The 26915-nt window shown below is 63.8% G+C and carries 27 protein-coding genes; 4 read left to right on the forward strand and 23 right to left on the reverse strand.

All coding sequences use genetic code 11. The features are described 5' to 3' along the window. Positions 1 to 45 precede the first annotated feature (45 nt). Together cydB and E3O11_RS14590 are read right to left on the reverse strand one after the other, a co-directional pair. Positions 46 to 1050, reverse strand: a complete 1005-nt coding sequence (gene cydB, locus E3O11_RS14585; RefSeq protein WP_092450483.1) for a cytochrome d ubiquinol oxidase subunit II — start codon at positions 1048 to 1050, stop codon at positions 46 to 48. 22 nt (positions 1051 to 1072) lie between these two features. Further along, the gene (locus E3O11_RS14590; RefSeq protein ID WP_092450485.1) at positions 1073 to 2485 is read right to left on the reverse strand and encodes a cytochrome ubiquinol oxidase subunit I; all 1413 of its coding nucleotides are present in this window, start codon (positions 2483 to 2485) and stop codon (positions 1073 to 1075) included. 143 nt (positions 2486 to 2628) lie between these two features. Between E3O11_RS14590 and E3O11_RS14595 the strand changes: the two genes are divergently transcribed. Together E3O11_RS14595 and E3O11_RS14600 are read left to right on the forward strand one after the other, a co-directional pair. After that, positions 2629 to 3015, forward strand: coding sequence for a BlaI/MecI/CopY family transcriptional regulator (locus E3O11_RS14595; RefSeq protein WP_092450731.1), 387 nt, complete (start codon positions 2629 to 2631; stop codon positions 3013 to 3015). A gap of 27 nt (positions 3016 to 3042) precedes the next feature. Beyond that, positions 3043 to 3993 carry a M56 family metallopeptidase gene (locus E3O11_RS14600; protein WP_241994739.1) on the forward strand — a complete coding sequence of 317 codons (951 nt, stop codon included), beginning with the start codon at positions 3043 to 3045 and terminating at the stop codon, positions 3991 to 3993. A gap of 64 nt (positions 3994 to 4057) precedes the next feature. Here the strand turns inward: E3O11_RS14600 and E3O11_RS14605 are convergent, their stop codons facing one another. The 5 genes from E3O11_RS14605 to E3O11_RS14625 form a co-directional block, all read right to left on the reverse strand. Further along, on the reverse strand, positions 4058 to 5014 hold the full coding sequence (locus E3O11_RS14605; protein ID WP_241994746.1) for an ABC transporter substrate-binding protein: 957 nt from the start codon (positions 5012 to 5014) through the stop codon (positions 4058 to 4060). Beyond that, on the reverse strand, positions 5014 to 5721 hold the full coding sequence (locus E3O11_RS14610; protein ID WP_092450489.1) for an ABC transporter permease: 708 nt from the start codon (positions 5719 to 5721) through the stop codon (positions 5014 to 5016). Before E3O11_RS14610 ends, E3O11_RS14605 begins: the two co-directional genes overlap by 1 nt. Continuing rightward, complete coding sequence (locus E3O11_RS14615; RefSeq protein WP_092450492.1) at positions 5718 to 6401, reverse strand: ABC transporter permease; 684 nt, start codon at positions 6399 to 6401, stop codon at positions 5718 to 5720. The genes E3O11_RS14610 and E3O11_RS14615 overlap by 4 nt, the downstream gene beginning before the upstream one ends. Then, a complete protein-coding gene (locus tag E3O11_RS14620) occupies positions 6398 to 7330 on the reverse strand; it encodes an ABC transporter ATP-binding protein (protein WP_092450495.1) in 933 nt (310 codons plus the stop codon). The genes E3O11_RS14615 and E3O11_RS14620 overlap by 4 nt, the downstream gene beginning before the upstream one ends. 200 nt (positions 7331 to 7530) lie before the next feature. Beyond that, positions 7531 to 8208, reverse strand: a complete 678-nt coding sequence (locus E3O11_RS14625; RefSeq protein WP_092450497.1) for a TetR/AcrR family transcriptional regulator — start codon at positions 8206 to 8208, stop codon at positions 7531 to 7533. A gap of 148 nt (positions 8209 to 8356) precedes the next feature. On the opposite strand from E3O11_RS14625, the gene E3O11_RS14630 reads away from it, so the two are divergent. After that, positions 8357 to 9379 (forward strand): App1 family protein, encoded by a 1023-nt coding sequence (locus E3O11_RS14630; protein WP_092450735.1) that lies wholly within the window; start codon positions 8357 to 8359, stop codon positions 9377 to 9379. A gap of 54 nt (positions 9380 to 9433) precedes the next feature. On the opposite strand, the gene E3O11_RS14635 is transcribed toward E3O11_RS14630, so the two are convergent. The 7 genes from E3O11_RS14635 to hisD form a co-directional block, all read right to left on the reverse strand. Further along, positions 9434 to 10243 carry an ABC transporter permease gene (locus tag E3O11_RS14635; protein ID WP_092450499.1) on the reverse strand — a complete coding sequence of 270 codons (810 nt, stop codon included), beginning with the start codon at positions 10241 to 10243 and terminating at the stop codon, positions 9434 to 9436. After that, positions 10240 to 11052, reverse strand: a complete 813-nt coding sequence (locus E3O11_RS14640) for an ABC transporter permease (protein WP_241991017.1) — start codon at positions 11050 to 11052, stop codon at positions 10240 to 10242. Before E3O11_RS14640 ends, E3O11_RS14635 begins: the two co-directional genes overlap by 4 nt. After that, the gene (locus E3O11_RS14645; protein ID WP_092450502.1) at positions 11049 to 11894 is read right to left on the reverse strand and encodes an ABC transporter ATP-binding protein; all 846 of its coding nucleotides are present in this window, start codon (positions 11892 to 11894) and stop codon (positions 11049 to 11051) included. Before E3O11_RS14645 ends, E3O11_RS14640 begins: the two co-directional genes overlap by 4 nt. 116 nt (positions 11895 to 12010) lie before the next feature. After that, positions 12011 to 13102: an ABC transporter substrate-binding protein gene (locus E3O11_RS14650; RefSeq protein ID WP_092450504.1), complete on the reverse strand. Its 1092-nt coding sequence runs from the start codon at positions 13100 to 13102 to the stop codon at positions 12011 to 12013. 201 nt (positions 13103 to 13303) lie between these two features. Then, a complete protein-coding gene (locus E3O11_RS14655) occupies positions 13304 to 14341 on the reverse strand; it encodes a quinone-dependent dihydroorotate dehydrogenase (RefSeq protein ID WP_092450506.1) in 1038 nt (345 codons plus the stop codon). A gap of 19 nt (positions 14342 to 14360) precedes the next feature. Continuing rightward, positions 14361 to 14903 carry a transcriptional regulator NrdR gene (nrdR, locus tag E3O11_RS14660; protein ID WP_092450508.1) on the reverse strand — a complete coding sequence of 181 codons (543 nt, stop codon included), beginning with the start codon at positions 14901 to 14903 and terminating at the stop codon, positions 14361 to 14363. An 80-nt stretch (positions 14904 to 14983) separates the two neighbouring features. Then, entirely contained in the window at positions 14984 to 16294 is a 1311-nt protein-coding gene (hisD, locus tag E3O11_RS14665) for a histidinol dehydrogenase (RefSeq protein ID WP_092450509.1), read from the reverse strand. Positions 16295 to 16415: 121 nt separating this feature from the next. Between hisD and E3O11_RS14670 the strand changes: the two genes are divergently transcribed. Continuing rightward, complete coding sequence (locus tag E3O11_RS14670) at positions 16416 to 16985, forward strand: flavin reductase family protein (RefSeq protein ID WP_092450511.1); 570 nt, start codon at positions 16416 to 16418, stop codon at positions 16983 to 16985. Positions 16986 to 17065: 80 nt separating this feature from the next. On the opposite strand, the gene E3O11_RS14675 is transcribed toward E3O11_RS14670, so the two are convergent. The 9 genes from E3O11_RS14675 to ftsZ all read right to left on the reverse strand — a co-directional run bounded on the left by E3O11_RS14675 (position 17066) and on the right by ftsZ (position 26735). Then, complete coding sequence (locus tag E3O11_RS14675; protein ID WP_092450513.1) at positions 17066 to 17848, reverse strand: lysophospholipid acyltransferase family protein; 783 nt, start codon at positions 17846 to 17848, stop codon at positions 17066 to 17068. 53 nt (positions 17849 to 17901) lie between these two features. Then, the gene (gene dnaE / locus E3O11_RS14680; RefSeq protein WP_233195394.1) at positions 17902 to 21369 is read right to left on the reverse strand and encodes a DNA polymerase III subunit alpha; all 3468 of its coding nucleotides are present in this window, start codon (positions 21367 to 21369) and stop codon (positions 17902 to 17904) included. Positions 21370 to 21511: 142 nt separating this feature from the next. Further along, complete coding sequence (locus E3O11_RS14685) at positions 21512 to 22444, reverse strand: RluA family pseudouridine synthase (RefSeq protein ID WP_092450518.1); 933 nt, start codon at positions 22442 to 22444, stop codon at positions 21512 to 21514. Further along, positions 22441 to 23076, reverse strand: coding sequence for a signal peptidase II (lspA, locus tag E3O11_RS14690; protein ID WP_092450520.1), 636 nt, complete (start codon positions 23074 to 23076; stop codon positions 22441 to 22443). The genes E3O11_RS14685 and lspA overlap by 4 nt, the downstream gene beginning before the upstream one ends. Further along, the gene (locus E3O11_RS14695; protein WP_092450522.1) at positions 23066 to 23686 is read right to left on the reverse strand and encodes a DivIVA domain-containing protein; all 621 of its coding nucleotides are present in this window, start codon (positions 23684 to 23686) and stop codon (positions 23066 to 23068) included. Before E3O11_RS14695 ends, lspA begins: the two co-directional genes overlap by 11 nt. A 190-nt stretch (positions 23687 to 23876) precedes the next feature. Next, a complete protein-coding gene (locus tag E3O11_RS14700; RefSeq protein ID WP_241977903.1) occupies positions 23877 to 24170 on the reverse strand; it encodes a YggT family protein in 294 nt (97 codons plus the stop codon). 8 nt (positions 24171 to 24178) lie between these two features. Continuing rightward, positions 24179 to 24712, reverse strand: coding sequence for a cell division protein SepF (locus E3O11_RS14705; protein ID WP_092450524.1), 534 nt, complete (start codon positions 24710 to 24712; stop codon positions 24179 to 24181). A 32-nt stretch (positions 24713 to 24744) separates the two neighbouring features. Further along, positions 24745 to 25443: a YggS family pyridoxal phosphate-dependent enzyme gene (locus tag E3O11_RS14710; RefSeq protein WP_092450526.1), complete on the reverse strand. Its 699-nt coding sequence runs from the start codon at positions 25441 to 25443 to the stop codon at positions 24745 to 24747. Between the two features lie 89 nt (positions 25444 to 25532). Further along, on the reverse strand, positions 25533 to 26735 hold the full coding sequence (gene ftsZ, locus E3O11_RS14715) for a cell division protein FtsZ (RefSeq protein WP_092450528.1): 1203 nt from the start codon (positions 26733 to 26735) through the stop codon (positions 25533 to 25535). Positions 26736 to 26915: the final 180 nt, after the last annotated feature.

Below are 26915 nucleotides of genomic sequence, written 5' to 3' on the forward strand. Positions count from 1 at the left end.
CGTGTCACGGGTGTGCTGGTCAACGGGGTACTCGTCAGGGGCGATCTAGTGAACAGAGACCTCAATATGGGCCCGACCAATGCGCTTGCGAAACACCCAGTAGGTCCAACCCTGATAGAGCAGAATGACGGGCATTCCGATCAGTGCCGTCCAGCTCATCACACCCAGCGTGTACGCCGACGAGGAGGCGTTGGCGATGGTCAGGCTGTTGGCTGGGTCGTTACTCGCCGGCATGACCTCGGGAAACAGCGAAGCGAACAGGCTCAGCACGACCAACCCGATAGCGCCGGCCATCAAGCCGAATGCGAGCCGCTCGGCCCCGCGCAGGTTGGCGAGGAACGATGCGATCAGTGCACCAGCCGCCACGGCGGCCAGAAGAGCGGATGCCACGGTGCCGTAGGCAAAGATTGTCCACACCAGGAAGGTAGCCGCGACAACGATCATCAGGATGCCGGCTTTGGTGGCGAGCTTGCGTGCCCGCAGTCTAATGTCACCCTCGGTCTTGAGCGAGATGAAGACCACACCGTGCACAAAGAACAGCAGCAGAGTGGTGACCCCACCGAGCAGGGCATACGGGTTGAGTAGGTCAAAGAAGGTACCGGTGTAGTTGTGGTTGACGTCGAGGTTCACGCCGCGCACGATGTTCGCGAAAGCCACACCCCAGAGCAATGCCGGAACGGCCGATCCGACGATAATCATGCCGTCAAACCATTTCTTCCACGAAGATTCGGGGCGTTGGTGCCGGTATTCAAACGACACCCCGCGCACGATCAGGGCCACCAGAATAAGCACGAGCGGGAGGTAGAAACCGCTGAACATCGTTGCGTACCATTCGGGGAACGCCGCGAACAACGACGCCCCAGCCACGATCACCCAGGTCTCGTTAAGGTCCCAAACCGGACCGATGGTGTTGATGAGAACACGGCGATCGGTGTCGTCCCGGCCCAGGAATGGAAGAGACATGCCGACCCCAAAATCGAATCCATCGAGCACGAAGTACCCAACGAACATGACAGCGATGATCCAGAACCAAAGAATTGTGAGATCCATTTTGTATTCCCCTAGACCCGTCCTAATAGACCGTGGCGGTGTGCTTGACTTCGCCGGACTCGGCGTCGAGAACCGGAGCATCGTCCGGCCCCTTCTGAACGGCTTTCAGGATGAGTTTGAACTCGACCACCACGAGAATGCCGTAGAGCACCGTGAAGACGATCAGGGAGATGAGAATTTCCACGCCGGTCACGCCGGGTGAAACGCCGTCCTGCGTTCTCAGCAGACCAAACACGAGCCACGGCTGGCGGCCCATTTCGGTGAATACCCAGCCGACCGTCATCGCGAGTAGCGAAGCGGGGAAGCTCCAAATAGCGAGCTTCCATACCCAATTCTGCTTCGGCATCCGTCCCTTGCGGGTGAGAAACAGCCCAACGACGGCCACGAGCATGTGTACGAGACCGAGAGCGATCATCCAGCGGAACGCCCAATAAGTGATCCAGATGGTGGGCGTGTAGTCGCCGGGGCCGTACGTCGAAACGTACTGGGCCTGCAAGTTGTTAATGCCCTGCACGGTGCCGTCGAAGGTGTGGGTCGAGAGGAACGAAAGCAGGTAAGGGATGCGGATCGAGAAGAGTTCGTGCACACCGTCGGGCGTGCCGAGTGTAAAGAGGGAAAACGACGCGTTGGCTCCGGTGGCCGTGTGGTATAGCGCCTCGGCGGCTGCCATTTTCATCGGCTGCACCTCACCCATCACGAGGCTGAGCTGGTCGCCGGCGAGAGTTGTACCAATGCCGGCCAGGACCATCATCCACAGACCGAATTTGAGAGCTGGGCGCATGGTCTCAAAATGCTGGTTACGTGCCAGATGCCAGGCCGCCACCGAAATGATCAGGCCTGCCGACACCATGAAACACGCGAAGATGGTGTGCGGGAACGCCGCCAGTGCGATCGGGTTGGTGAGCAGTTCCCCGATGCTAGTCAGCTCGGCCCGGCCCTTCTCCGCGTTGATGGTATACGCGATCGGGTTCTGCATGAAGGCGTTGGCCGCGAGGATGAAGTAAGCCGACGTGATGCTGCCCATCACGGTGAGCCATATGGTGGCGAGATGCACCTTCTTCGGCAGTTTGTCCCAGCCAAAGATCCACAGGCCGATGAACGTCGCCTCGAGGAAGAAGGCAAGGATGCCCTCGAACGCGAGCGGGGCCCCGAACACGTCACCGACGAAGCGCGAGTAATCCGACCAGTTCATACCGAACTGAAACTCCTGCACGATTCCCGTCACGACGCCCATGGCGAAGTTGATCAGAAAGATTTTGCCGAAGAAGTGCGTCAGCTGCAAGTACTTGGCCTTGTCGGTGCGCACCCACGCCGTCTGGAAGATGGCGACCGTGAGGACCATGCCAATGGTGAGAGGCACGAAGAGGAAATGGTAGACGGTCGTAAGACCGAACTGCCACCGTGAGAGGAGTAACGGATCCAACCACTCGTTCATATGCCCTCCAGCATTTATTCGCATCACGCATAATTTCTACGCTGTGTAGAACCCTACACTTCTACGCTGTGTAGAAACCTGGGTATGACAGCAATTTTCTACGACACGTAGAAATTACAGTTCGACCGCGTAAGATGCTGCGTATGGCAAATTTAGGCGTGCTTGAGCGGCTTCTGATGGATGTCCTGTGGGACTCCCCCACACCGTTGTCCGCCAACGATCTCAAGGATTCTTTGATGCGCCCGGGTCTTGCGACCAAGCCCACGAAGCCACTGGCGACCACAACCGTTCTGACGGTGTTGTCTCGACTTGAGACAAAGGGTTTCGTCACCCGCGACCGCAGCGTGCGCCCACACACGTACACCGCTGTTATGACCCGTGCGACCCACACGGCCGAGCTCATGCATGAGGTACTCGGGCAGGTGCCGGACCGCCAAGCGGCCCTCGTGCGGTTCATTGGAGGCGTCACCCCTCAGGAGGCGGACACACTGCGCCAACTCCTCGGCGTTGCGACGACCGACAACCTCTAACTCCGCCAGACCTTAACTGCGATACCCGTGATCATCAGCGCCGCCCTGCTTGGCGTCATTGCCGTGATTCTCGCTTGGCCTTTTCCGTTGGTGCTGGCCCGGTCGGATTGGCCCGCGCGCTCCCCGGACGTCGCCCTCGTGCTCTGGCAGACCATCGCCCTGTCCGGTGGCATGTCGATGATCGGCTCCCTGCTGCTCTACGGTCTTGTTCCGTTCGGTAATGCTCTGCCACAGAGCGTCATCTTCCTCGGCGACAGCCTGCGGTCCGGTACTCTTCCGGCCGATACGCGTTTCACCCACGTGCTCGCGCTCGGGGCAGCTATTCTGCTCAGCACTCACCTGCTGTTGAATTTGTTCGCCACTTTCGTGCGCGCCGAGCGACAGCGACGCCGCCACTACACTCTCATCGCCCTGCTCAGCGATCCTCTGAACGGCCAACCGGGAATGCGCGTCATCGACCATCCTGCCCCGGTCGCCTATTGCCTTCCCGGTGCTGGTCATTCCGCGACGGTGCTGTCTAAGGGATTGCTCCGCCTGCTCGACGCCGACCAGGTGCGTGCGGTGATCGCCCACGAACGAGCCCATCTGGTTCAGCAGCATCACCTGGTGTTACTGGCCTTCAAGAGTTGGCACAGCGCCCTACCCTGGTTTCCCATCGCCAATCGCGCCGAAAATGCCGTGGCGCTCTTGGTTGAAATGATCGCGGACGATCGCGCACGCCGCGACGTGGACGACCGCACACTTGCTACCGCTATCGCGCTCGTGGGGCTGGGGCAACAACCGGAGGTCCTCGCCGCAGCGTCGGATGGCGAGTCGGACGAGCCATGGATCTCGTCGCCGGAGCGCGCTCTCGTCGCTCCGCGGGTGTACCGGCTCATGAACCAGGCTCTTCCCCTGTCCCGCCTCGCCACCATGGCCGTCTTCGTGACCGCGATCGCGCTCGCCCTCGCCCCCGCCATCGTGCTGTTGCGGGCATAGACGCACAAAACCCTCACACCGCCCAAGAAGGGACGTTATGAGGGTTTTGGGTGAAACGATACTGCTAGAAGAGGTTTGCCTTTTCGAGCCAGGCCGCCGCGATGGCCTCAGCGGACTTCTGGTCATTGACGCTCTCGGAGTTGAGGCTCACCAGGTCCTCAGCGCTGAGGGCAGCACTGATCTTGTTCAGTACCGACGCGGCCTTGTCGGTGACCTTTTCGGAAACCAAAGGCACGACGTTGTCCGCGAAGAAGAGACCATCTGGGTCGCTCAGCGCCACGAGCTTGTCTGACTTGATGTTGGGGCTTGCCGTATAAATATTTGTCAGCTGAATCGCGTTGTCAACAAGAGCCTTAACGGTCAGCGGGCCACCACCATCCTCAATCGGGGTGAAACCGGCGGTTTCGATGCCGTACTTCGCCTTGAGGGCGGCCGGCCCATACGGACGTGTCTCCAGCACAGAGGTGCCACCAACCATGAGCGGTTCGGTGACATTCTTCAGTGACGCGATGTCCGTTAGGTTGTATTTTTCCGCGAAGGCTTGGGTTACGGTCCAAGAATTCTGGTCTGAGGCCGCCGCTTTGTCCAGCACGCGCAGGGTGGAGGGAAGCGCCGCTTGAAGCTCAGTGTAGATCGCGTCGCTCGTGCCACCAACAGCGTTCGGTTCGAGTGCCTGCAGCAGGCTACCGGTGTATTCGGGGAATACATCGACGCCGCCTGCTTCCAGCTCGGGCAGGTACACCTCGCGCTGGCCTATCCGGAACGTGCGGTCGACGGTGAAACCGTTGGCCTCTAATGCCTGCGAGTAGATCTCGGCGATGATCTCATTGGAGTAGTAGTCCTGAGAACCCACAACGAGCGTGTCGGCAGCGCTTGTGGCGCCACTTCCACTGCCCAGGGGATCACCGGACGCGCACCCTGCGAGGGCTACTGCGGCCCCAACCGCGACCACACTGATGAGCGTGAGTCGGCCTTTTTTTGCTGTGAACATGCGTTTTCCTTTCATGATGGCGAATTCCATCACCGGGCCAGCTTGGTGAAACCGGCCCAGATGTCTGTGGGGCGTCCGGCCGCAACTCCGCGGGGAACAACCAATTTCTGAAGCACCGTAAAGATGCCCTCAAGCAGCAGCGCGAGCAGAATAACGAGAATGGACCCGCCCAGCATCTGCGCATAATCGAGATTTTTCAACCCCGTAAACAGGAAGCGGCCCAGTCCGATGTCGGCCACGTAGGCAGCGAGTGTGGCGGTGGCCACGATTTGCAGCGTGGCCGAGCGCAACCCACCCATCAAGAGGGGAAGGCTGAGCGGAAGCTCCACTTTGCGCACAATCTGCCCCTCCGACATCCCCACGGCTCTGGCGGCATCGATGGTCGCGCGATCAATCGCTTCAAAGCCGGTGTATGCCCCCGCGAGAATGGGTGGGATCGCGAGCACCGTGAGGGCCGCGTAGGGTGCGGTCAGACCGATTCCCACCGACAGAGCGACAAGCGTGAGCAACCCCAGGGTCGGAATGGAACGGAAAGCGCCTGCAGTTCCGACAGCCAAGCCACGCCCGCGTCCGGTGTGTCCAATGAAGAAGCCCAGCGGTATGGCGATGACGGACGCAAAGACAAGTGTGAGCAAAGTAAAGCCCAGGTGTTCCAATACCCGGATGCCGATGGCATTCGATCCCACATAGTTGGTCGGATCGAACAGCCACGCGACTGCATCTGCAAAGAAGTTCATGCCACCGCCTCCTTGTCAGAGCGCATCGGCGCGCGCGCCGCCGATGGCGCAGATCTCGTCCACGGCATGAGAAGGCGACCGAGAAGAACGAGAGCCCCATCCAGTGCCAGGGCGAGTACGACCGTGGCGATAATCCCGGCAATGATTTCCGCCTGGATGCCACGCTGAAAACCGTCGGTGAACAGACTGCCCAGGCTCTGGGCACCAATGACAGCGCCCACCGTAGCGAGACTGACCGTACTCACTGCGACGACCCGCAACCCGGCCAGCAGGACCGGACCCGCGAGTGGAAACTCCACCCGCCAGAACTGAGTCCACTCGGAGAAGCCCACCGCCATCGCGGACTGTCGAACGTTCCGGTCGACGGAGGCGAGACCATCGGCCACCACTCGCACCATGAGCGCCACACCGTAGAGCGTCAGGGCGATGATGAGATTGAGCGGCGAACGAACGGTCGTTCCCACGATGAAAGGAAGCACAATGAAGAGTGGGAGCGAGGGTACGGCGTACAGCAGGCCTACGCCCGAGAGAATGATGCCGCGCCCAACGCGGAAGCGGTATGCCAGCCAGCCGAGGGGAACAGCCAGGAGAAAACTGAGGATGATGGGCGGAACGCTCAGCACGACGTGATCGAGAGTGCGATCCCAGATGAGGTCCAGGTTTGACCATATCCAGGTCACCGGGGATCCCCACCCTGCGCCGGGGCACCCGATCCCGCGAACGGGCCGGCCTTTACTTCGGGGGCGGCCTTTTCTTCGGGCGCGGCCTTTGCTCCAGCGGCGGCACTCGGGGACGTTCCACCCGCGAGTACGCCGGCGAGCCGTCCATCGGCGTCGACAAGCACGTCGCCGTCCGAGTGGGACTCGAGGTGCAGCACGCGTTTGCCGCGATCTGCACCGACAAAGGTGGCCACAAAATCGTCTGCCGGATTGGCCAGGATCTCCGCCGGGGACCCCACCTGGGCGATCAGCCCGCCGGTACGCAGGATCACCACCTGGTCGCCGAGCAAAAAGGCCTCGTCAATGTCATGCGTCACAAACACGACCGTTTTTCCGAGTTCCCGCTGCAGGCGCAGCAACTCCTGCTGCAGTTCCGCCCGCACAATGGGGTCAACGGCGCCGAAGGGCTCATCCATGAGCAGAATGTTGGGATTGACCGCGAGGCCGCGCGCCACTCCGACTCGTTGCTGCTGGCCGCCGGAGAGCTGACTCGGGTACCGGTTGGCAAGCGATCGATCAAGACCGACCGTGTCGAGTAACTGCAGCGCCTCGGTGCGGGCTCTCTTCTTGGGAATCCCCGATAGCATCGGCACGGTGGCGACGTTGTCGATGACCTTGCGATGGGGAAGCAGCCCCGAGTTCTGCATGACGTAGCCGATCCCACGCCGCAGTTTGACCGGTTCGAGTGTGCCTATATCGGCCCCGTCAATCTCGATAGACCCGCTCGTCGGGTCGACCATCCGGTTGATCATGCGCAGCAGCGTTGTCTTTCCTGACCCCGAGGTTCCGACCAGAACGGTGGTTTTGCGTGAGGGCAGCACGAGGCTGAAGCCATCGACGGCAACCGTGCCGTCGGGGAACCGTTTGGTCACCGAGTGGAATTCAATCATCGTGGTGGCTCGCTCCTCGCATCAAGTCGGGTCAGACAAACCAGATGCTAACCCAACCACTTTTCTACGCGACAGGCAAAACAGATTGCGCAAAAAGAATTCATCCCGGAGCGAACAGGCAACCCACTGCCTCAAATTCCGACCACCCTACCGAGCAATGCATCGGCAAATCGACGCAGAGCCGCTATGACGAGCAGAGGCTACGACGCAGCGGCGAGGAGGCTGAGCGCCCGCGGGCTGTAATAGCGGTCGAGGTACTCGCGCAGCACCAGCCGACACTCGGCGATAAACCGTTCTTCACCGAGCGGCTCGCTGTGGAAAGCACGTGCCAATAGTGCGTCGGCCATTTCGACGGCGACTTCGAGGCGAAAGATGAGCTCCGGGCCGGCGGGCAGATTGAACTCGTTCACGAGCACATCAGCCAGGCGGCGGGCGAAGAAATCAACGTCGGCCGCGGCATCCGCTGCCGGAGCACCGTCTCGGTCATCGAAGTTGACGATGCGAAAGCCGGGCTCTGAACGGTACAGACCGACGAAGGCCGTGACGACACAGTCCACAGCGTCCCACCAGGTGGTAAGGGTGCTTGCACCGAGCTCGTCGACGACGCGCTGCCGAAAACGCACGACGGCACGCTCGTGCAGGGCATGCAGAACAGCCACCCGGTCGGGGTAATAGCGGTAGACCGTACCGATCGACGCACCGGCACGCTCAGCGATCATCGCCGTCGTGATGCGGTCGAAACCGACCTCGTCCACGACCGCAGCTGCGGCATCGAGCAAACCGGACAACCGTGCTGCGCTGCGCTGCTGAATCGGCTCAGCGCGCACCTGCTGTGGTGCGGCGCCAGCGTCTTCACCCAATAGGCCATTAAGCGGCATTTATCCCCCTTGAAGATAAGTCAACATCATACGGGGTAAAACCCCATTTATACATCTCTGATCGGGGGATGCACAGCAAGCATGGCAGAATGAGGGAGTGCCAGAGTCCCGAGACAACACGCCGAACGCGACCAGTCCCGTGCGAATCATGCACCGTGCCGCCCGGATCGAGGATTGGCTGCACGATCGGCGGGAACACTCCGCCCGTCGCCGCGGCTACCGACCGACCGTTATTCCGTATTCCGGCTATGGCTCCACCGGGTGGGTGCGCATTCTCTGCCGCGTTCTGCTGGCCAAGCCGGACAAGCCGGAAAAACGGCAAAAACGTCCGAGAGCGGATGGCCGCGACGCCGGAATTCGAGGCTGGCGCAGCTTCACAAGCGTTCCGGTCAATGACGTCACGGTCACGATCGAGATCGATGGCCAGACCCATCACGTGCAGGCCGACCGGGGCGGGGTCGTCGACACCGTGGTGCCCGTGTCATTGCCCCCGGGATGGCACGTCGCCCGACTGCACACCGAATTCTCCGACGTTCAGCACGCCCCCATCTTCATCGTTGCCCCAACGGTCGGCTACGGTGTCGTTTCTGATGTCGACGACACCGTCATGGTCACAACCCTCCCCCGCCCCCTACTGGCAGCCTGGAACACGTTTGTGCTCGACGAGCATGCCCGGGTGCCGACCCCAGGGATGGCGGTCTTTCTGGAACGGCTCGCGTCGTTCACCCCGGGTGCTCCGGTCATCTATCTCTCGACCGGAGCCTGGAACGTGGCACCGACCCTGTCCCGTTTTCTCTCCCGCAACCTGTACCCGGCCGGGGCACTGCTCCTGACAGACTGGGGCCCGACGCACGACCGCTGGTTCCGCAGCGGGAGTGCCCACAAACGCGACAACCTGCGGCGGCTCGCCGAACAGTTTCCGCAAATCCGCTGGATTCTGATCGGTGACGACGGCCAGCACGACGAAGCCATCTACAGCGACTTTCAACGCGACTACCCCGGAAGCGTCGCCGCCGTGGCCATTCGCCAGCTCTCTGCGAGCGAGGCCGTGCTCGCCGGCGGCCGTTCCCGCGACGCCGTGCTCATCGAGGGCGGCCCTGAGGCCCCCTGGGTGTACGGCCCCGACGGGTCCAGCCTGTCCAGCCAGTTGGCCGAGCACGGCCTGATTTGAGCCCGGCCTGATCTGAGCGGCTTTGACACAACCAGCGATTGTGATCGCGTTGGGTTACCCCGTGGTGCTCTGCTCCATGCTCATGCGGCGCAGCACCAGGTTCTCGACGACCTGGGCCAGGCCGTAGAGGGCGAGCGAGACGATGGTGATCACCACGACCGAGGCCCACACCTCGGAATTCTGCACCTTGGCGACAGCGGCGACGATCGAGTTGCCGAGGCCCTGGCCGGTGGTCAACCACTCGGCCAAGAGTGCCCCGGTGATAGCGCCGGGCACCGAGATCTTCACCGCGGCGAAGAACGAGGGCAGGGAGCTCGGCAATGCCACCTTGCGCAGGGCCGTGACGGCGCTGCCGCCGTAGACCGTGATCACATCGCTGATCTGTGGTGAGGAGGACCGCAGACCGAAGGCGATGTTCACGAGGGCGGGGAACAGAACGACGATGGCACCCATCACGACCGCGGTGGTGAGTCCGCGCCCGGTGATGAGGCTGATGATCGGCACGAGGGCCACTAGCGGCACCGACCGCAGCAGCAGGGCGATGGGCATGAGGGCATGCTCGATACCCCGCGACAGGGTGAACACGACCGCGAGCAGCAGGGCACAGGTGAGCCCGGCGACGAACCCGAGAAAGGCGTCGCTCAGGGTCACCACGAGGTTGCCCAGAATGAGGGCCCGATTATCGGCGGCCTCGGGAACGGTAACGAGCCAGGTCCAGACGTCGAGGGGTCCCTTGGCGAGGAAGGGCGAAATGTCCAGCACGAGGAGCAGTGCCTGCCAGGCGAGCAGCACGAGAATGAGGGTGACGAGCCCGGTCAGCAGTCCGCGCAGTACGGTCGTGACTGCGACTCGTGCGAAGCTCATCGACTGCTCCGTCCGGTCGTCCACGGCGTGGCGAAACGCACTATGACGGCGAAAATCGCGTAGCCGAGCCCCGCGGTGACTCCTGCGACGAGCGCGAGGCTCCACACCCGGTCGACGTTGGCCGTTGAACCGGCCACGAGCATGGCGATGCCGAGGCCGCGGCTGACCCCGCCGAGGTACTCCCCCAGGATCGCCCCGATGAAGGCGGCCGGCGCGGCGATCTGCAGCGCCGTCAGCACACTGGGCAGCCCCGCGATCAGGCGCACCTTGCGCAGCTGCGTGAATCTGCTGCCGCCGTACACGGTGATGAGGTCGAGGCTCGCGGCATCCGCTGCCTTGAGACCGACCAGGGAACCGATCACGGTCGTGAAGAACACGGATATGGCCGCGAGAAAAACCGCCGTTCCCGCCGGGTCGCCGGCGCTCGGCGCGCCGATCACGATGTAGGCGATCGGGCCGATGGCGACGATCGGGATGCAGTAGGTGATCACGGCGATCTGCATGGCGATCTTCTCGATACGCGGCAGTAGCAGCACGAGGCCGGCGAGGGCCAGGGCGAGCCCGTTGCCCCAGGCGAAGCCGATGAGCGCTTCGAGCACGGTGACGCTGACGTGCGGCAGATAGAAGGCCGGCCCATCGCTGAGCAGTTGGTGGAGCACATCGAGCGGGGTCGGCACCGCGCCGCCCGGCATCGAGCCGACCTCGGCCAAGACAGTGACGGCGCTGATCCACCACAGTGCGACAACGCCGGCGACCCCGATCAGCCCAGTCGCCCAGGCGGGCAGGGCGCGCAGCGAACTTCGAATCACTGGTCGTCGCCCTGCACGGCGGCATCGCTAAACAGCAGGTCGGATGCACGGTCGTGCAGGGAGTGAAACTCGGGCGAACGCATCATCTCCGGCAACCGGGGCCGGGGCAGGTCGATGTCGATGACTTCCTTGACCCGACCGGGACGTGCGCTCATTACCGCGACGTGGTCGGAGAGGAAGATCGCCTCGGCGATGCCGTGGGTGACCATGAGCGTGGTGGCCGGCTTCTGGGTCCAGATGCGCAGCAGCTCAAGGTTGAGACGCTGCCTGGTCATGTCGTCGAGGGCCCCGAAGGGTTCGTCGAGTAGCAGCACCGAGGGTTTGAGTACAAGCGACCGGGCGATGGACACGCGCTGCTTCATGCCGCCGGAGAGCTGCGCGGGCTTGGCCTTCTCAAAGCCCTGCAGTCCGACGAGGGCAATCAGTTCGTCGATGTAGGCATCGTCGACGGGAATGCGCGCCACTTCGAACGGCAGACGGATATTCGAGCGCACGCTGCGCCAGGGCAGGAGGGCGGAATCCTGGAAGGCGATGCCGAGCTGGTGCCCGCCACGCAGCTCCTGCGGGCTCTTGCCGTCTACCCTGGTTGTGCCGCTCGTTGGCTGATCGAGCCCGGCGAGGATGCGCAGAATGGTGGATTTTCCACACCCGGACGGCCCGAGCAGGGAGAGAAAACTGCCCTTGTCGGTGTGCAGGTTGGCATTGTCGAGGGCGACGACCTTTTTGCGCCCGGCGGCGAAGACCTTGTGCAACTGGGAGATATGCAGGCCGGTTCCCGAAGCGGCCGCCTCCGCCTCGGCGCGGACCGCTGAATCACGAACACCGGCATCAGTACTACTCACGTCTTCTTACTCCTTAGCGGCTGCAGCGATTGGTTCTCGTCCGGTGCACATTTTACGTTCCGGTCAGACCGGCTTGCGGAACGCTGACGCGCCCCGCAAGCGGGCCGACCGGGCTGCTACTTGCTGTACGCGAGCAGGTCGGGGTTCTCGGCGTAGACCTCGGCGAGCAGGGTGAGATCGAACAACTGGCTCGCCGTGATCGTCAGGCCGGTCGCTTCGAGCGTGTCGATGCTCTGCTGTTGCAGCTCAGAGCTGATCGTGAACAGCCCGTTGGCCAGGGTGTCTGCGCTCACCACGAGGCCGGTGGACTGAATCTCGGCCTGGCGGGTTTCCTTCTCGATGGTGAGATCGAAGGTCGGCCCGTAGGTGTCGACGGTGAGTTTCGCCGCGGCGGCCGGGTCGTTGATAGCGTCGGTCCAGCCACGGATCTCGGCGACCAGCAGGGCCTTGAGCTTCTCCCGGTCGTTCTTGATCGCGTCGTCGGTCACGGTGAGGGTTTCGGCGACGAACGGCAGGCCGAAGTCGGCCAGCGGCAGGTTGACCGGGTCGAGCCCGAGGAGCTCGGCGTCGATGGACTCGTTGGTCAGGTAGGAGAACCAACCGTCGACCTCACCGTTGAACAGCGGGGTCGGGTCGTACTGCACCGGAAGGGTGGTCAGGGAATCCTCGTCGATGTCGTTGATTTCGAGGAAGGCTTCCCACAGGCTCAGGTTGCTCGCCTGTACGCCGATGGTCTTGCCCTTCAGGTCGTCGAGACCGGCGATATTGCCCTTGTCGGCGAGCGAAAGAATCGTGAACGGGTTCTTCTGGTACGTGGCGCCGATGATCTTCAGCGGAGCGCCCTCGTTGGCGATGATCGTTCCGGTGGAGATGGCGTTGCCGATGCCGACGTCGACGTTGCCCGAGATGACGGCAGCTTCAATGGACGCCGGACCCTCGATCATGTCCACGGCATCGAAACCGGCCTCGGCGAAGTAACCGTTCTGATCGGCGAGGTATTCGCCCATGAACTCGGCGTTCTTGATCCAGCTGAACTGGATGCTCGCGTCACCGAAGGAGGCACCCTCCCCGGCCGTACCCGCGGCATCCGGGGTATCGCTGCCCGCGCAGGCCGTCAGTGCCAAGGCCAGCACGGCGGCGGCGACGACGCCCTTGACCACCCGGACAACCGCTCGATTATGGGTGGAAAAGCCTCTGGATGGTGTCATTGCGGGATTCCTCTCGAGGGTGCAAGGGCGCTGCGGTGGTACAGACGCTGTGGATCATGAATTTCCTGGGCAGAACAGCACCAGAAATCGCAGTTTAGGCGGGGCAGATATCGATTCGAGTTCGACTTTGTTTCGAACGGATGTCTAAAAAAGAAGGGTTGCCTCCGCCAGCCCGGTTCTACGCCGCACCGGCCCGGCCGCTCAGCCCGTCGGCGCCAGCAGGCGGTCGAGGCCGCGGTTGATCTGGCGAGCCCAGAGCGGACCGCGGTAGAGGAACGCGGTGTAGCCCTGCACGAGGGTGGCTCCGGCGGCGAGACGCTCGGCGACCTGGGCTGCCGTGTCGACGCCGCCAACCGAGATGACACAGAACCCGGCCGGCACGACAGCGCGAATCTGGTGCAGGATGGCGAGGGAGCGGGCCCCCAGCGGGGCGCCAGACAGGCCGCCGGCTCCGGCTGCGTCAACGGTCGCCGCATCCGTTTTCAAGCCGGTGCGGGCAATCGTGGTGTTGGTGGCGATGATTCCGTCGAGGCCCAGTTCGACGGCGAGGCTGGCGATGCGGGCGACCTCGGCATCCGCCAGATCGGGGGCGATCTTCACGAGCAGCGGGGTATCGCCGGCAGCCTGTTTGACCGCGGTCAGAAGCGGGGCGAGCTGGTCAAGCTCTTGCAGGCCGCGCAGGCCTGGAGTGTTGGGCGAGCTGACGTTGACGACGAGATAGTCGGCGAGAGCGGCGAGGGTTTTAGCGCTCTGTAGGTAGTCGGCCGTCGCATTCTCGACGGCGGTGACACGGCTCTTGCCGATGTTGATGCCGAGCACGGGGCGCCCCGGCACGGCACGCACGCACGCGAGTCGATCGACAGCGGCCGCGGCGCCGTGGTTGTTGAAGCCCATGCGGTTAATGACGGCGCGGTCGGCCACCAACCGAAAGAGTCGTGGGGTCGGGTTGCCGGGCTGGGCGAGCGCGGTGAGGGTGCCGACCTCGACATGCCCGAATCCGAGCTGGCCGAGTCCGATGACGGCCTCGCCGTCTTTGTCGAACCCGGCGGCGACGCCGAACGGTGAGTCGAAGTGCAGGCCGAGGGTGTCGACGCCGAGGTCGGTGCGCGGCCGGGTGAAACGGTGCACGAGGCGGCCGATTCCGAGGCTCGGCAGGTGACGGATGACGATGAACGCGAGGTGGTGGGCGCGCTCGGGGTCCATCCTGGTGAGCACGAATTTGAAGAAAAGTGGATACATCGCGCCCTGGACCTTACGCCTACGGTTTAGTGGAACTGGTGGACGTGGACTCCGCTGACGCGGCCGCGGCGCCGGCAGCATCCGCTGGTTGCGCTCGTTTGCTGGCCTGAGCGGCCTTGTGCTCCGTGCGCAGCTGCGCGATGGCGCTTTCGAAGTCGTCGAGAGAATCAAAGCTCTGATACACACTCGCGAAGCGCAAGTACGCGACCTCGTCGAGGTCGCGTAGCGGCGGGAGGATGGCCAGACCGATGTCGTTGGCCTCGATCTGTGCCGCTCCGGTCTGCCGAATCGTCTCTTCAACCTTCTGGGCGAGCATGGCCAGGTCGGAGTCGGTGACCGGTCTGCCTTGGCAGGCCTTGCGCACGCCGGTGACGATCTTCTCGCGGCTGAACGGCTCGACCACGCCACTGCGCTTGATAATGTTCAGGCTCGCTGTTTCGGTGGTACTGAAGCGGCGACCGCATTCGGGGCACTGACGACGACGACGAATCGAAAGGCCGTCGTCGCTCGTGCGCGAGTCAATGACTCGGGAATCGGGGTGACGACAGAACGGGCAAAACATTGTGCTGTCAGTCTACCGGTCCCGGCCTCCCCCGCTGCTCCGCTGCTCCGCGAGAGCAGGCCGCTCTCGCGCGACGGGGCCTACTGGGGAGCGAACCGCGCGGTCACGGCGTCGCCGTGCGCGGGGAGCGCCTCGGCGTTGGAGAGCGCCGCAATGTGACCGGCGACGCCCTGCAAGGCTTCGCGGCTGTAGCGAACGACCTGCTGCGGCCGGAGAAACGTGTAGGCGCCGAGTGCGGATGAGAACCGCGCCTGTCCCCCGGTGGGCAGCACGTGGTTGGATCCGGCGACGTAGTCGCCGAGGCTGACCGGCGAATACGGGCCAAGAAAGATTGCTCCGGCGTTTTCAATCTCGGCCAGCACGGCATCGGGGTCGCCGGTCTGAATTTCGAGGTGTTCCGGCCCGAAGGCGTTGCTGAACGCGGCCGCGATCTGCAGGTTGTCGACGAGCACGATCGCCGACTGGCGGCCGCCGAGCGCAGCACGAACCCGTTCGCTGTGGGTAGTGGATGCTGCCAGCACGGCGAGGCGCGCCGCCACGGCCTCGGCGAGGTCAAACGAGTCGGTCACGAGCACCGCCGCGGCGAGCTCGTCGTGCTCGGCCTGGCTGACCAGGTCGGCGGCGACGAGCAGCGGGTCGGCGGCGGCATCCGCTATCACGAGAATATCGGTGGGGCCAGCTTCGGAATCGATCCCAGCCTGGCCGCGAATGAGGCGTTTGGCGGCGGCAACGTAGACGTTGCCCGGTCCGGTGACGATCTGCACCGGGTCGAGGCCGATGTCTTCGACGCCGTAGGCGAGGGCGCCGATCGCGCCCGCGCCGCCCATGGCGTAGATCTCATCGACGCCAAGGAGCGAGGCGACGGCGAGGATGGTCGGGTGCACGCGGCCGTCGAAGTGGCTTTGCGGCGGCGATGCGAGCGCGATCGAGCGCACGCCGGAGACCTGCGCCGGTACGACGTTCATCACGACGCTGGACGGATAGACCGCCTTGCCGCCGGGAACGTAGAGGCCGACCCGGTTCACCGGCTGCCAGCGTTGAGTGACGGTGGCGCCGGCCTCGATCGTGGTGGTCACGTGCGGGGGCACCTGGGCGGCGCTGGCCAGGCGAACCCGGCGGATGGTCTCGGTGATGGCGGTGCGCACGGCCGGGTCGAGCCCGGCGATGGCGTCGGCAATGTGGCTGGCCGGAACGCGCACCTGCTCGGGGCGCACCCGGTCGAGACGTTCAGCCTGGTCGAGCAGGGCAGCCTCGCCGCGCTCGCGCACGTCGGCAATGAGCTCGGCAGCGATATCGGCGGCGACGGCGACACTGGTCAGCGCGCGGGGTACGGACGCCAGGAGGTCGGCGGGGGTCGGCTCTGTGCCGCGAAGGTCAATAGTCTGGATCATCGTGTCCCAGCCTATCCGTGAACGCTGCGCGCCGACCGGCGCAGCAGCTCGGACTGCCGAACACGCCGTGACACTCCGTGCCCGGGAATAGGCTGAAGGTGAAACAGATTGTTGGTTGAGTATGCAAAGCAACGTTGAACCCCAAGTCATTAGTGAAGCCGCTATTACTCTGCCCGCCGGCCCGCCGCTTGCAGCTGACCCGAATGCTCCCGATGACCTGGCGGCATTCAAGCACGCGTTCCGCCGTCATGCCGCCGGGGTCGCCGCAGTCACGACGCTCGCGCCCGACGGTAGTCCGGTCGGCTTCACCGCCACCTCCCTCGCCTCACTCTCGGCCGTTCCGCCGCTGGCGACCTTCAATATGGCCCGGTCGGCCAGCTCCTGGGCTGCGATTGCTGTGGCCGAGCGCGTGGTCATCCACATGCTCGGGGCCCAGAACCGGGCGATTGCCGAGAAACTGGCCGGCCCAAATACCGAACGCTTCGTCGGTGACCACTGGGAGCCGGGGCCCTATGGGCTTCCCGTGTTGACCGGGGTGACCAGCTGGATGATCGGCCGAATTGTCGAACGGGTATCGGTGCACAATAACGCCGTGGTGGTGGTGCAGATCGAGGGCGGCGGCATGGGCACCGACGATGAGGCCCTGCTCTACCACGAGCGCACCTACCGAGTACCGGGCGCCGCCGTCTAAAGCGGCCATGGTGCCCTGTGGGTAGCGGCCGTACCCGCCAGCGCGGGCACCCTTGGTCCGGGCCTGGTCGAGCCGCGCTGCTACTTCTGGGCGGCTAACTTTGCGGCGGCTTTGCGACGACGACGTTCGGCTTCGACAATGGCAGCCTCGGCCGGGGTCGGCGCGGTTCCGCCGAGGTGCGCGGGCTGCCACCACTGGCCAGAGCCCGGCACCGCATACTCCGACTGCACGGCATCGACCAGGGACTGCAGGGCCGCGTGGAGCCGAAGGGTGGCGACCGCTGCGTCACCGTCTTGGCCGGCAGTATCCGTTTGAAACGGCGTGCCGAAGCGGATGCTGACCGGAACGCCGACCCGTTCCCGCAGCGTCGAGCGGTGGTTCTTGGTCATCAGGCGATGACCACCCCACACGGCCACCGGGATGATCGGTACGTTCGCGGCCTGGGCCATGCGCACCGCGCCGGTCTTCAGCTGGCGCACCGTGAACGAGGCGTTGACGCCGCCCTCGGGAAACACGCCGAGCAATTCGCCCTCGCGGAGCGCGGTCACGGCCTGCCCATAAGCCTCGCCGCCGCTCTCCATATCGACGGAGATGTGCTTCATACCACGCAGCAGCCGCCCAACCAGCGGCTGGTCGAAGGCGCCCTTCTTGGCCATGAAGCGGATGTGTCGGCGATTGTGCAGCCAGGTGACCCACTCGACCAGGGCGAAGTCCAGGTAGCCGAAGTGGGTGATCGCGAGCACGGCGCCGCCGGTGGCGGGCAGTTGTTCCAGCCCGGTCACGTTCTGGCGTACCCGGAGCACGCCGAACAGGGCGCGTCCGGCGCTGATAGCGGTCGAGTAGATCGGCTCTCGCTTGTGCATGTATTCAGCCTAAGCGGGCATCCTGTCAGTCATCTGCAGCCCAGTAAACCGGGTCAGGTCAGGCAGTTGGGCCCGAGGATGCTCTTCAGCTCGCCGAACAGGTCCGCGCTCACCTTCACCCGGTGCGGCAACTCGAACACCCGCGCCACATCACCCTTGACCAGTTTGAGACGCACCTCGGCGTCGCCGGCGTGGCGCTGGAGAATCTCGCCGAGCGCGCTCACCGTGTCGGTCGTCGCCCGCGCCTCCCCCACCGTGATCGCGACCATGCTCTGGTCCGAACCTTGGCCGAGTTCGGGCTGGAACACGCTGAAGGCGTGCAGGTTCATGCCGTCGTCGCGCAGGCTTACCCGACCGCGCACCACGACGACCGAGTCGCTGATCAGCTCCGGCGCGAACTCCAGATAGGCCTTGCCCATGAACATCGCGGTGATCTCGCCGCCGAAGTCCTCGACCTGAATCATGCCGTACTGGTTGCCCGACTTCTTCGCGATGCGATGCTGCACGCTCGTAATCAGGCCAGCCACGGTCACCGTGTCGCCGTCCTCTGTCGACTCCGACGCGATCAGGTCGGCGATCGTGGTGCTGGCGTGCTTGGCGAGCGGTATCTCCAGCCCGGCGAGCGGATGGTCGGACACGTACAGTCCGAGCATGTCACGTTCGTAGGCGAGTTTCTCTTTCTTGCTCCACTCCGGCCGGTCTGGCACCTGTTCGGTGTCCTGCGGCTCGTCGAACAGGCTGTCAAAGTCAAACCCGATATTGCCGTTGCTCTCTTCACGCTTGATCTTGACGGCCGACTCGACGGCCGACTCGTGAATCTCGACCATGCCCCGACGGGTGGCGCCGAGCGAGTCGAATGCCCCGGCCTTGACCAATGATTCAATCGTGCGCTTATTGGCCACCGGCAGCGGCACCTTGCGCAGAAAGTCGTGGAACGATTCGAAGCGCCCCTTCTCCTCGCGGGCGCCGCGAATGGCCTCCACCACGTTGAAACCGACGTTACGCACAGCACCCAGACCAAAACGGATGTCCGTACCCACCGCCGCAAAGAATCCGATCGACTCGTTCACGTCGGGCGCTAGCACCTGGATGCCCATGCGGCGGCACTCGTTGAGGTACAGCGCGAGCTTGTCCCGGGAGTCGCCGACGCTCGTGAGCAGGGCCGCCATGTACTCGGCCGGGTAGACGGCCTTGAGGTAGGCGGTCCAATAGGAGAGCACGCCGTACGCGGCCGAGTGCGCCTTGTTGAAGGCATAGTCGGAGAACGGCAGCAGAATATTCCAGACCGTGGTGACGGCATCCATGGAATAGCCGCGGTCTTGCATGCCCTTGGAGAAGCCCTCGAACTGCTTGTCCAGCTCGGACTTCTTTTTCTTACCCATGGCCCGGCGCAACAGATCGGCTTCACCGAGCGTGAAGCCAGCGAGCACCTGCGCGATCGACATAACCTGCTCCTGGTACACGATCAGGCCGTAGGTGGTGCCGATGACGTCCTTGAGGGGCTCTTCGAGCTCCTTGTGAATCGGGATGATCTCCTGCACGCCGGTTTTGCGCAGCGCGTAGTTGGTGTGCGAGTTGGCGCCCATGGGCCCTGGGCGGTACAGCGCGATGACGGCCGAGATGTCCTCGAAGTTGTCGGGTTTCATGAGCCGCAACAGGGCCCGCATCGGGCCGCCGTCGAGCTGGAACACACCGAGCGTGTCGCCGCGGGCGAGCAGTTCGTAGGCGGCGGGGTCTTCGAGGCCGAGGTCTTCGAGTACGGGCCGGTGGCCGCGGTTCACGGCGATATTGTCGAGGGTGTCGTCGATAATGGTGAGGTTGCGCAGCCCCAAAAAGTCCATCTTGATCAGTCCGAGGGCTTCGGAAGCCGGGTAATCGAACTGCGTGACGACCTGGCCATCCGCTTCACGCTTCATGATCGGAATAATGTCGATCAGGGGGTCGCTCGACATGATCACTCCGGCCGCGTGCACACCCCACTGGCGTTTGAGGTTTTCCAGGCCGAGCGCGGTGTCGAAGACGGTGCGGGCCTCTGGATCGCTTTCAATCACGGCCCGAAAATCAGCCGCTTCGCGGTAGCGCGGGTGGTCCTTATCGAACATGCCAGTCAGCGGCACGTCTTTGCCCATGATGGCCGGCGGCATGGCCTTGGTGAGTTTGTCGCCCATTCCGAACGGAAAGCCGAGCACGCGCGAGGCGTCTTTCAGGGCCTGCTTGGCCTTGATCGTGCCGTAGGTGACGATCTGGGCGACGCGTTCCTCGCCGTACTTCTCGGTGACGTACTTGATGACCTCACCGCGGCGACGCTCGTCGAAGTCGACGTCGAAGTCGGGCATGGAGACGCGGTCGGGGTTGAGGAACCGTTCGAAGATGAGTCCGTGCACGAGCGGGTCGAGGTCGGTGATGCCCATCGCGTAGGCGACCATCGAGCCGGCGCCCGAGCCGCGACCGGGACCGACGCGGATGCCCTGCTGCTTGGACCACATGATGAAGTCGGCGACGACGAGAAAGTAGCCGGGAAAGCCCATCTGCACGATGATGCCGATTTCGTAGTCCGCGCGCTTGCGCACGTCATCGGGGATGCCCTTCGGGTAGCGTTTGGCCAACCCGATCTCGTTCTCCTTGATGAACCAGCTTTCCTCGTTCTCGCCCTCCGGGCAGGGAAAGCGGGGCATGTAGTTGGCTTTGGTGTTGAATTCCACCTCGCAGCGCTCGGCGATGAGCAGCGTGTTGTCGCAGGATTCGGGGTGGTCCCGAAACATATGCCGCATCTGCGCCGCGGTCTTCAGGTAGAACTCGTTAGAGTCGAACTTGAACCGGTTCGGGTCGTCCAAAGTGGATGCCGACTGTACGCAGAGCAGCGCTGCGTGGGCTGTCGCATCGTGCGCGTGGGTGTAGTGCAAGTCGTTGGTGGCCAGCAGCGGAAGGTCAAGTTCCTTGGCCAGCTTGAGCAGGTCGGTCATAGTGCGGCGTTCGATGTCGATGCCGTGGTCCATGATCTCGCAGAAGAAATTCTCTTTGCCGAAGATGTCCTGAAAGTCGCCGGCGGCCTTCTTTGCCTCCTCATACTGACCGAGGCGCAGCCGGGTCTGAACCTCGCCACCGACGCAGCCGGTGGTGCCGATCAGTCCCTTGGAGAACTGGCTGAGCAGCTCGCGGTCCATGCGCGGTTTGAAGTAGTAGCCCTCGAGGCTCGCCTTCGAAGAGAGTCGGAACAGGTTGTGCATGCCCTCGGTGTTTTCGGAGAGCAGCGTCATGTGGGTGTACGAACCAGCGCCACCGACGTCGTCCCGGTTTTGGCCGCTCGTGCCCCAGCGCACCCGGGTCTTGTCCCGCCGATCGGTGCCGGGCGTGATGTACGCCTCGGTGCCGATGATCGGCTTTATGCCGGCATCGGTCGCGCTCTTCCAGAAGTCGAATGCACCGAACACGTTGCCGTGGTCGGTGATCGCGACCGCCGGCATCCCCTCGTCGACGGCAGCCTTGATCAGGGGTTTCACCCGGGCCGCTCCGTCGAGCATGGAATATTCACTGTGCACGTGCAGATGCACGAACGAGTCGGTCGCGCTGGCCGGGTTACTCACGATTGCTCCGAGCAGTTGATGGAACGGTGTTCGATGGGGTCGATCGCCTCGCTTGATTCTGGGCGAGCGGATGCTGCGGCTAATCTCCGCGCAGCACGCCGAGGGCGTGCGAGAGGTCGGCCGGGTAGTCGGCGTTGTAGGTGACCCATTCGTGACTGTCCGGGTGGGTGAAGGCCAGCTGCTTGGCGTGCAGCCATTGCCGTTTCAGGCCGAGCCGGGCGGTGATCGATGGATCGGCGCCGTACATGGCGTCGCCGACACACGGATGCCGCTGGGCCGTCATGTGCACCCGAATCTGGTGGGTGCGCCCCGTCTCCAGGTGCACCTCGAGCAGGGAACCGTAGGGGAAAGCTTCGAGGGTCTCATAGTGGGTGATCGATGGCTTGCCATCGGCCATGACCGCGAACTTCCAGTCCGACCGCGGGTGGCGACCGATCGGGGCGTCGATCGTTCCGGTCAGCGGGTCGGGATGACCCTGCACGACGGTGTGGTAGATCTTCTGCACCTCGCGGTCATGGAAGGCCTTCTTGAGCGCCGTGTAGGCCGTCTCCGACTTGGCCACGACCATGAGCCCGCTGGTGCCGACGTCGAGGCGGTGCACGATGCCGGCGCGTTCCGCCGCGCCGGAGGTCGCGATGCGGAATCCAGCCGCCGCGAGGGCGCCCGGAACGGTCGGCCCGGTCCAGCCGACGCTCGCGTGCGCGGCGACCCCGGCGGGCTTGTTAATGACGACGATGCTCTCGTCGTCGTGCACGATCGTCAGGTCGGGTACGGCGATGGGGATGATGCGCAGCGGCTGCTTGGGCTGCCAGGTGACTTCGATCCAGGCTCCGGCTCGCAGCCGGTCGGACTTGCCGACGACGGTGCCGTCGACCACGACGCCGCCGGCTTCGGAGACCTCGGCGGCGAAGCTGCGGGAGAATCCGAACAGCTTGGCCAAACCGGCGTCAACGCGCACGCCCTCCAGCCCGTCGGGCAGGGGCAGGGAGCGACTCTCAGAGCTGCCGGTCATGGGCGCGGCTCGGTGGTCGGTGTCTCGGCCGGTGCAGCTGCGGTTGGTGCGGTGGTGGGTGTTTCTGGAGTCACAGCATCCGTTTGTTTCAAGGTTGACGCAGTCTTCTTGCTTTCGGCCACGACCTTGTTGCCATCGAGGCCGATGCCGCGGATGGTCAGGATCATGAACATGGCCATGCTGGTCACGATGGCCATGTCGGCCACATTGTAGATCGCCGGCAGCATCCAGGGCGTTGAGATGAAGTCGATGACGTGGCCGAGCCCGAAACCGGGCTCGCGCAGCAGGCGATCGGTCAGGTTGCCGAGCACACCGCCCAGCAGCAGGCCGAAGACGAGTCCCCAGGCGAGCGAGCGGATGCGCCGGGCGAACCAGATAATGAACACCACGACGGCCGCGGCGATGATCGAAAAGATCCAGGTGGATCCGCTCGCGAGGGAGAACGCGGCACCCGGGTTCCGAACGAAGTGCAGTTGCAGCACATCGTTAAGAACCCGGATGACGGAGCCCTCCGTCATCGACGCGACGACGAGGTACTTACTGATTTGATCGAGCGCGTAAACGCCGAGCGCGACGAGGGCTAGAACGATAAGCGCTCGCGAACGCTTCTTCGTTCGGGCCCTAGGCTCCAAAGCCCTGGAAGCTGGGCTTCGAGCTCGAGTCGGACGACGGCGAGTCGACCGAGCTCGCGTCGAGGTCGTTCAGCTGACCCTCGATGTAGCTCTTGAGCTTGAGGCGGTACTCACGCTCGAACGTGCGCAGGCCATCGATCTTGCCCTCGAGCGCCGTGCGCTCCAGGTCGAGCTTCTGCAGCTGAACGCGCTGCTGTGTCTCGGCTTCGGCGATGACGCGAGCGGCGGTGGCGTGACCTTCAGCGATCAGGGCATCGCGCTTCTCGGCGCCTTCCTTGACGTGTTCCTCGTGCAGGCGGCGAGCCAGCTGCAGCAGGTTGGTCGTGCCGGCGGTCTCGTCGATCGGCGTCGGTACGATCGGCGCAGCCGCGGCCACGGGGGCAGCGACGGCAACCGGTTCGGCGACCACTGCGGCAACCGGAGCGGACTCGACTGCGGGGGCAGCTTCGGAGCCGGCCCCGCCGCGCAGTTCTTCGTTTTCCTTGGTCAGGCGACGCAGTTCGACGACGACCTCATCGAGGAAGTCATCGACCTCATCCTGGTCGTATCCCTCGCGGAACTTGGTCGACTGGAACCTTTTATTGACTACATCTTCCGGAGTTAGCGCCATGGCTTTTCACCCTCAAAACTAATATTTGTTGCGAACATTTGACTTACTCGAGCAATTGATTGCTTCGAGCATATGAATGACTTGAGCAGTTGAATGACTGGGTCCTAGGAACAACCCGAGCTGCCGACGAGCGAGTATGGGCTCACGGCGAACCATCATCGGACAAGGATACATGCCCCGGTGGGGCTATTTACAGTAAGCCCGACAGAGACATGCCCACGATGCAGCACAGCATCGTCAGTGTGAAACCGAAATCCAACGCGATGGGACCGATCCGAAGCGGCGGTACCAGTTTTCGAAAGAACTGCACCGGCGGATCGGTCAGCGTGTAGACGAGCTCCACCAGCACGAGCAAGAAGCCCTGCGGCCGCCACGAACGATTCACGCCGCGCACGAGGTCGATGATGAATCGACCCCACAGCACGAGGAAGTACATAAAGAACAGGAAGTAGAAGAGATTCCCGAGAATCGGTATACCAGTCACAGTTCAGTTTAGCCTTGCGCGAAGAAGGAGCCGTCCTCAGCGCCCTCTTCGGTCGTGCTGTCGCCGGAGACGACGACGTGGGACGGCGACAGCAGGAAGACCTTGGCGGTGACCCGCTCGATCTTGCCGTACAGTCCCTGAGACAGGCCGCTGGCGAAGTCAATGAGGCGGCGAGCGTCGCCGTCGCTCATCTGCGACAGGTTGATAATGACCGGGATGCCGTCACGGAAGGATTCGGCGATGACCTGGGCGTCCTTGTAAGCGCGCGGGTGAACGGTGAGAATTTCATTCATTTCGGACGCAACCACATTCTGGGGGGTCGAAGTCTTGCGCAGGGGGGTGACCGGTGCACGACCGGCGGTGTTCTGGGCTGCGCTGGAGTGCGCGGCGGTACCGTGGGGCGTGTTGTCGTGCCCACGGGCCGGCACAGCGCTCACGTGGTTCGTGTTGGCAGCACCTTGGGCGCCGGCGGGCGCCTGGTACTCCAGCTCTTCGTCTGCCAGACCCAGGTAGACCATGGTTTTCTTGAGCGGGTTGGACATGTCGACCTCCGTGTTGGTTTGCTTCTTCGAGATTAACTGAACGCCGGACGATTACCGGTGATTGCGGTGCCAATTCTTAGGTGTGTCGCCCCTTCGAGCACGGCGGCGGCGTAGTCCTGGCTCATACCCATCGACAGCGCCGTGGCCGCGGGGGCCTGGCTGCAAATCTGCACACTGAGCTCGCGCACGCGCGCAAACGCGCGGCGTGGTTCCTCCGCCAGCGGCGCAACGGCCATGAGCCCCAGCAGGTGCACGCCGGGCGCGGCGAGAACGGTGTCGACCAGGGCCGGCAGGTTCGCGGGATCCACGCCTCCGCGAGCCGCATCATCCGTTAAATTGACCTGAATGAAGCAATCGATGGTCGATTCCCCCGAGGCGAGTGCGGCCACAAGCGAGTCCCGATCAACCGAGTGGATGACGTCGGCGTAGGCGCGCACCTGGCGCGCCTTCTTGCCCTGCACCTGTCCGACAAAATGCCAGGTCAGGTCGAGCTCGGCGAGCTCAGCGGCCTTGGACTGCGCCTCCTGGTGTCGATTCTCCCCCACGTGGCGCACCCCGAGGGCGTACAACGCTTCGATCAGCGACACCGGATGAAACTTGGTGACGACGATCGTCGTGACCTCGGCCGCATCGCGACCGGCCTCGCGGGCGGCGTCGGTCACACCAGCGCGCACGGTTTCGAGACGGGTGGCCAGATCGACCGGTGCCGCGCCTGGAGATACCATGCTCATGATGTTCGTTTCGTTTCGTTTCGTTTCGTTTCAGGCGATTAAGGCACGATACCGGGGCCGACTGAGTCGGCCCCGGGAGGGATCTCGTCCTACTTGAGGAAGTCCGGGATGTCCAGGTCGTCGGCTTCTTCTTCGAAGGCCGGGTCGGCCACGGTGACGCCGTTCGCGGAGTCGGAACCACCCCAGACTGAGGCCGCAAGCTCGCCATCGCTGTAGCTGCCCGAGTCGGTGGCCGGCGCGCCGGCTGCTCCAGCGAATGCCGCTCCGGCTGCCGTACCGGCACCGGCCGCGATGCCGGCAGCAACGAGGTCGGCACGCCGCACCTCGACCGCCTTGGCGCCGGGCTCGCCGCCATCAAAGCCGGCGGCGATAACAGTGACTCGTACCTCGTCGCCGAGGGTGTCATCGATGACGGCACCGAAGATGATGTTCGCTTCGGGGTGCACTGCTTCCTGCACGAGGCGGGCCGCATCATTGATCTCGAAGATTCCAAGGTTGGAGCCACCCTGGATCGACAGCAGCACGCCATGCGCGCCATCGATCGAGGCCTCAAGCAACGGCGAGGCCACCGCCAGTTCGGCAGCCTTGATGGCACGGTCGGCGCCGCGAGCGGAGCCGATACCCATGAGTGCGGATCCTGCGCCCTGCATGACCGACTTGACGTCGGCGAAGTCGAGGTTGATCAGGCCGGGGGTGGTGATCAGGTCGGTGATGCCCTGCACACCGGCGAGGAGCACCTGGTCGGCGGTCGCGAAGGCCTCGAGCATGCTGATGCCGCGGTCGCTGATCTCGAGCAGGCGATCGTTGGGCACGACGATAAGGGTGTCGACCTCGTTCTTGAGCGAGGCAACGCCGGTCTCGGCCTGAGCCTGACGACGCTTGCCCTCGAAGCCGAACGGCTTGGTGACGACACCGATGGTGAGGGCACCAATCGACTTGGCGATGCGGGCGACGACGGGGGCGCCACCGGTTCCGGTGCCACCACCCTCGCCAGCGGTGACGAAGACCATGTCGGCCCCGGCGAGGGCTTCCTCGATCTCTTCGGCGTGATCCTCGGCGGCGCGGCGACCCACCTCGGGGTCCGCGCCAGCACCGAGGCCGCGGGTGAGGTCACGACCGACGTCGAGCTTGACGTCGGCGTCGCTCATGAGCAGAGCCTGGGCATCCGTATTGATGGCGATGAACTCGACACCGCGGAGGCCCAGTTCGATCATGCGGTTGACGGCGTTGACGCCACCACCGCCGATGCCGACAACCTTGATGACGGCTAGATAATTTTGATTGTTTGACACGTCCGGCCTCCGGGTGGAACCCTAAACCTCTAGTCGAGGTTTAAAGTTATGCTGAGTATGCAATTCCTGATTACGAAAGTATGCGGGCGAGGCGCGCGAACGGGGAGGCACGCCCGCGTGTCGCGAAGTACACGCAGAATCCGTTGCCGCGACCCTCCGCACGGCTCCTTACGAGCCGCT

It is taken from the genome of Cryobacterium levicorallinum (assembly GCF_004402405.1).
GTDB lineage: Bacteria > Actinomycetota > Actinomycetes > Actinomycetales > Microbacteriaceae > Cryobacterium > Cryobacterium levicorallinum.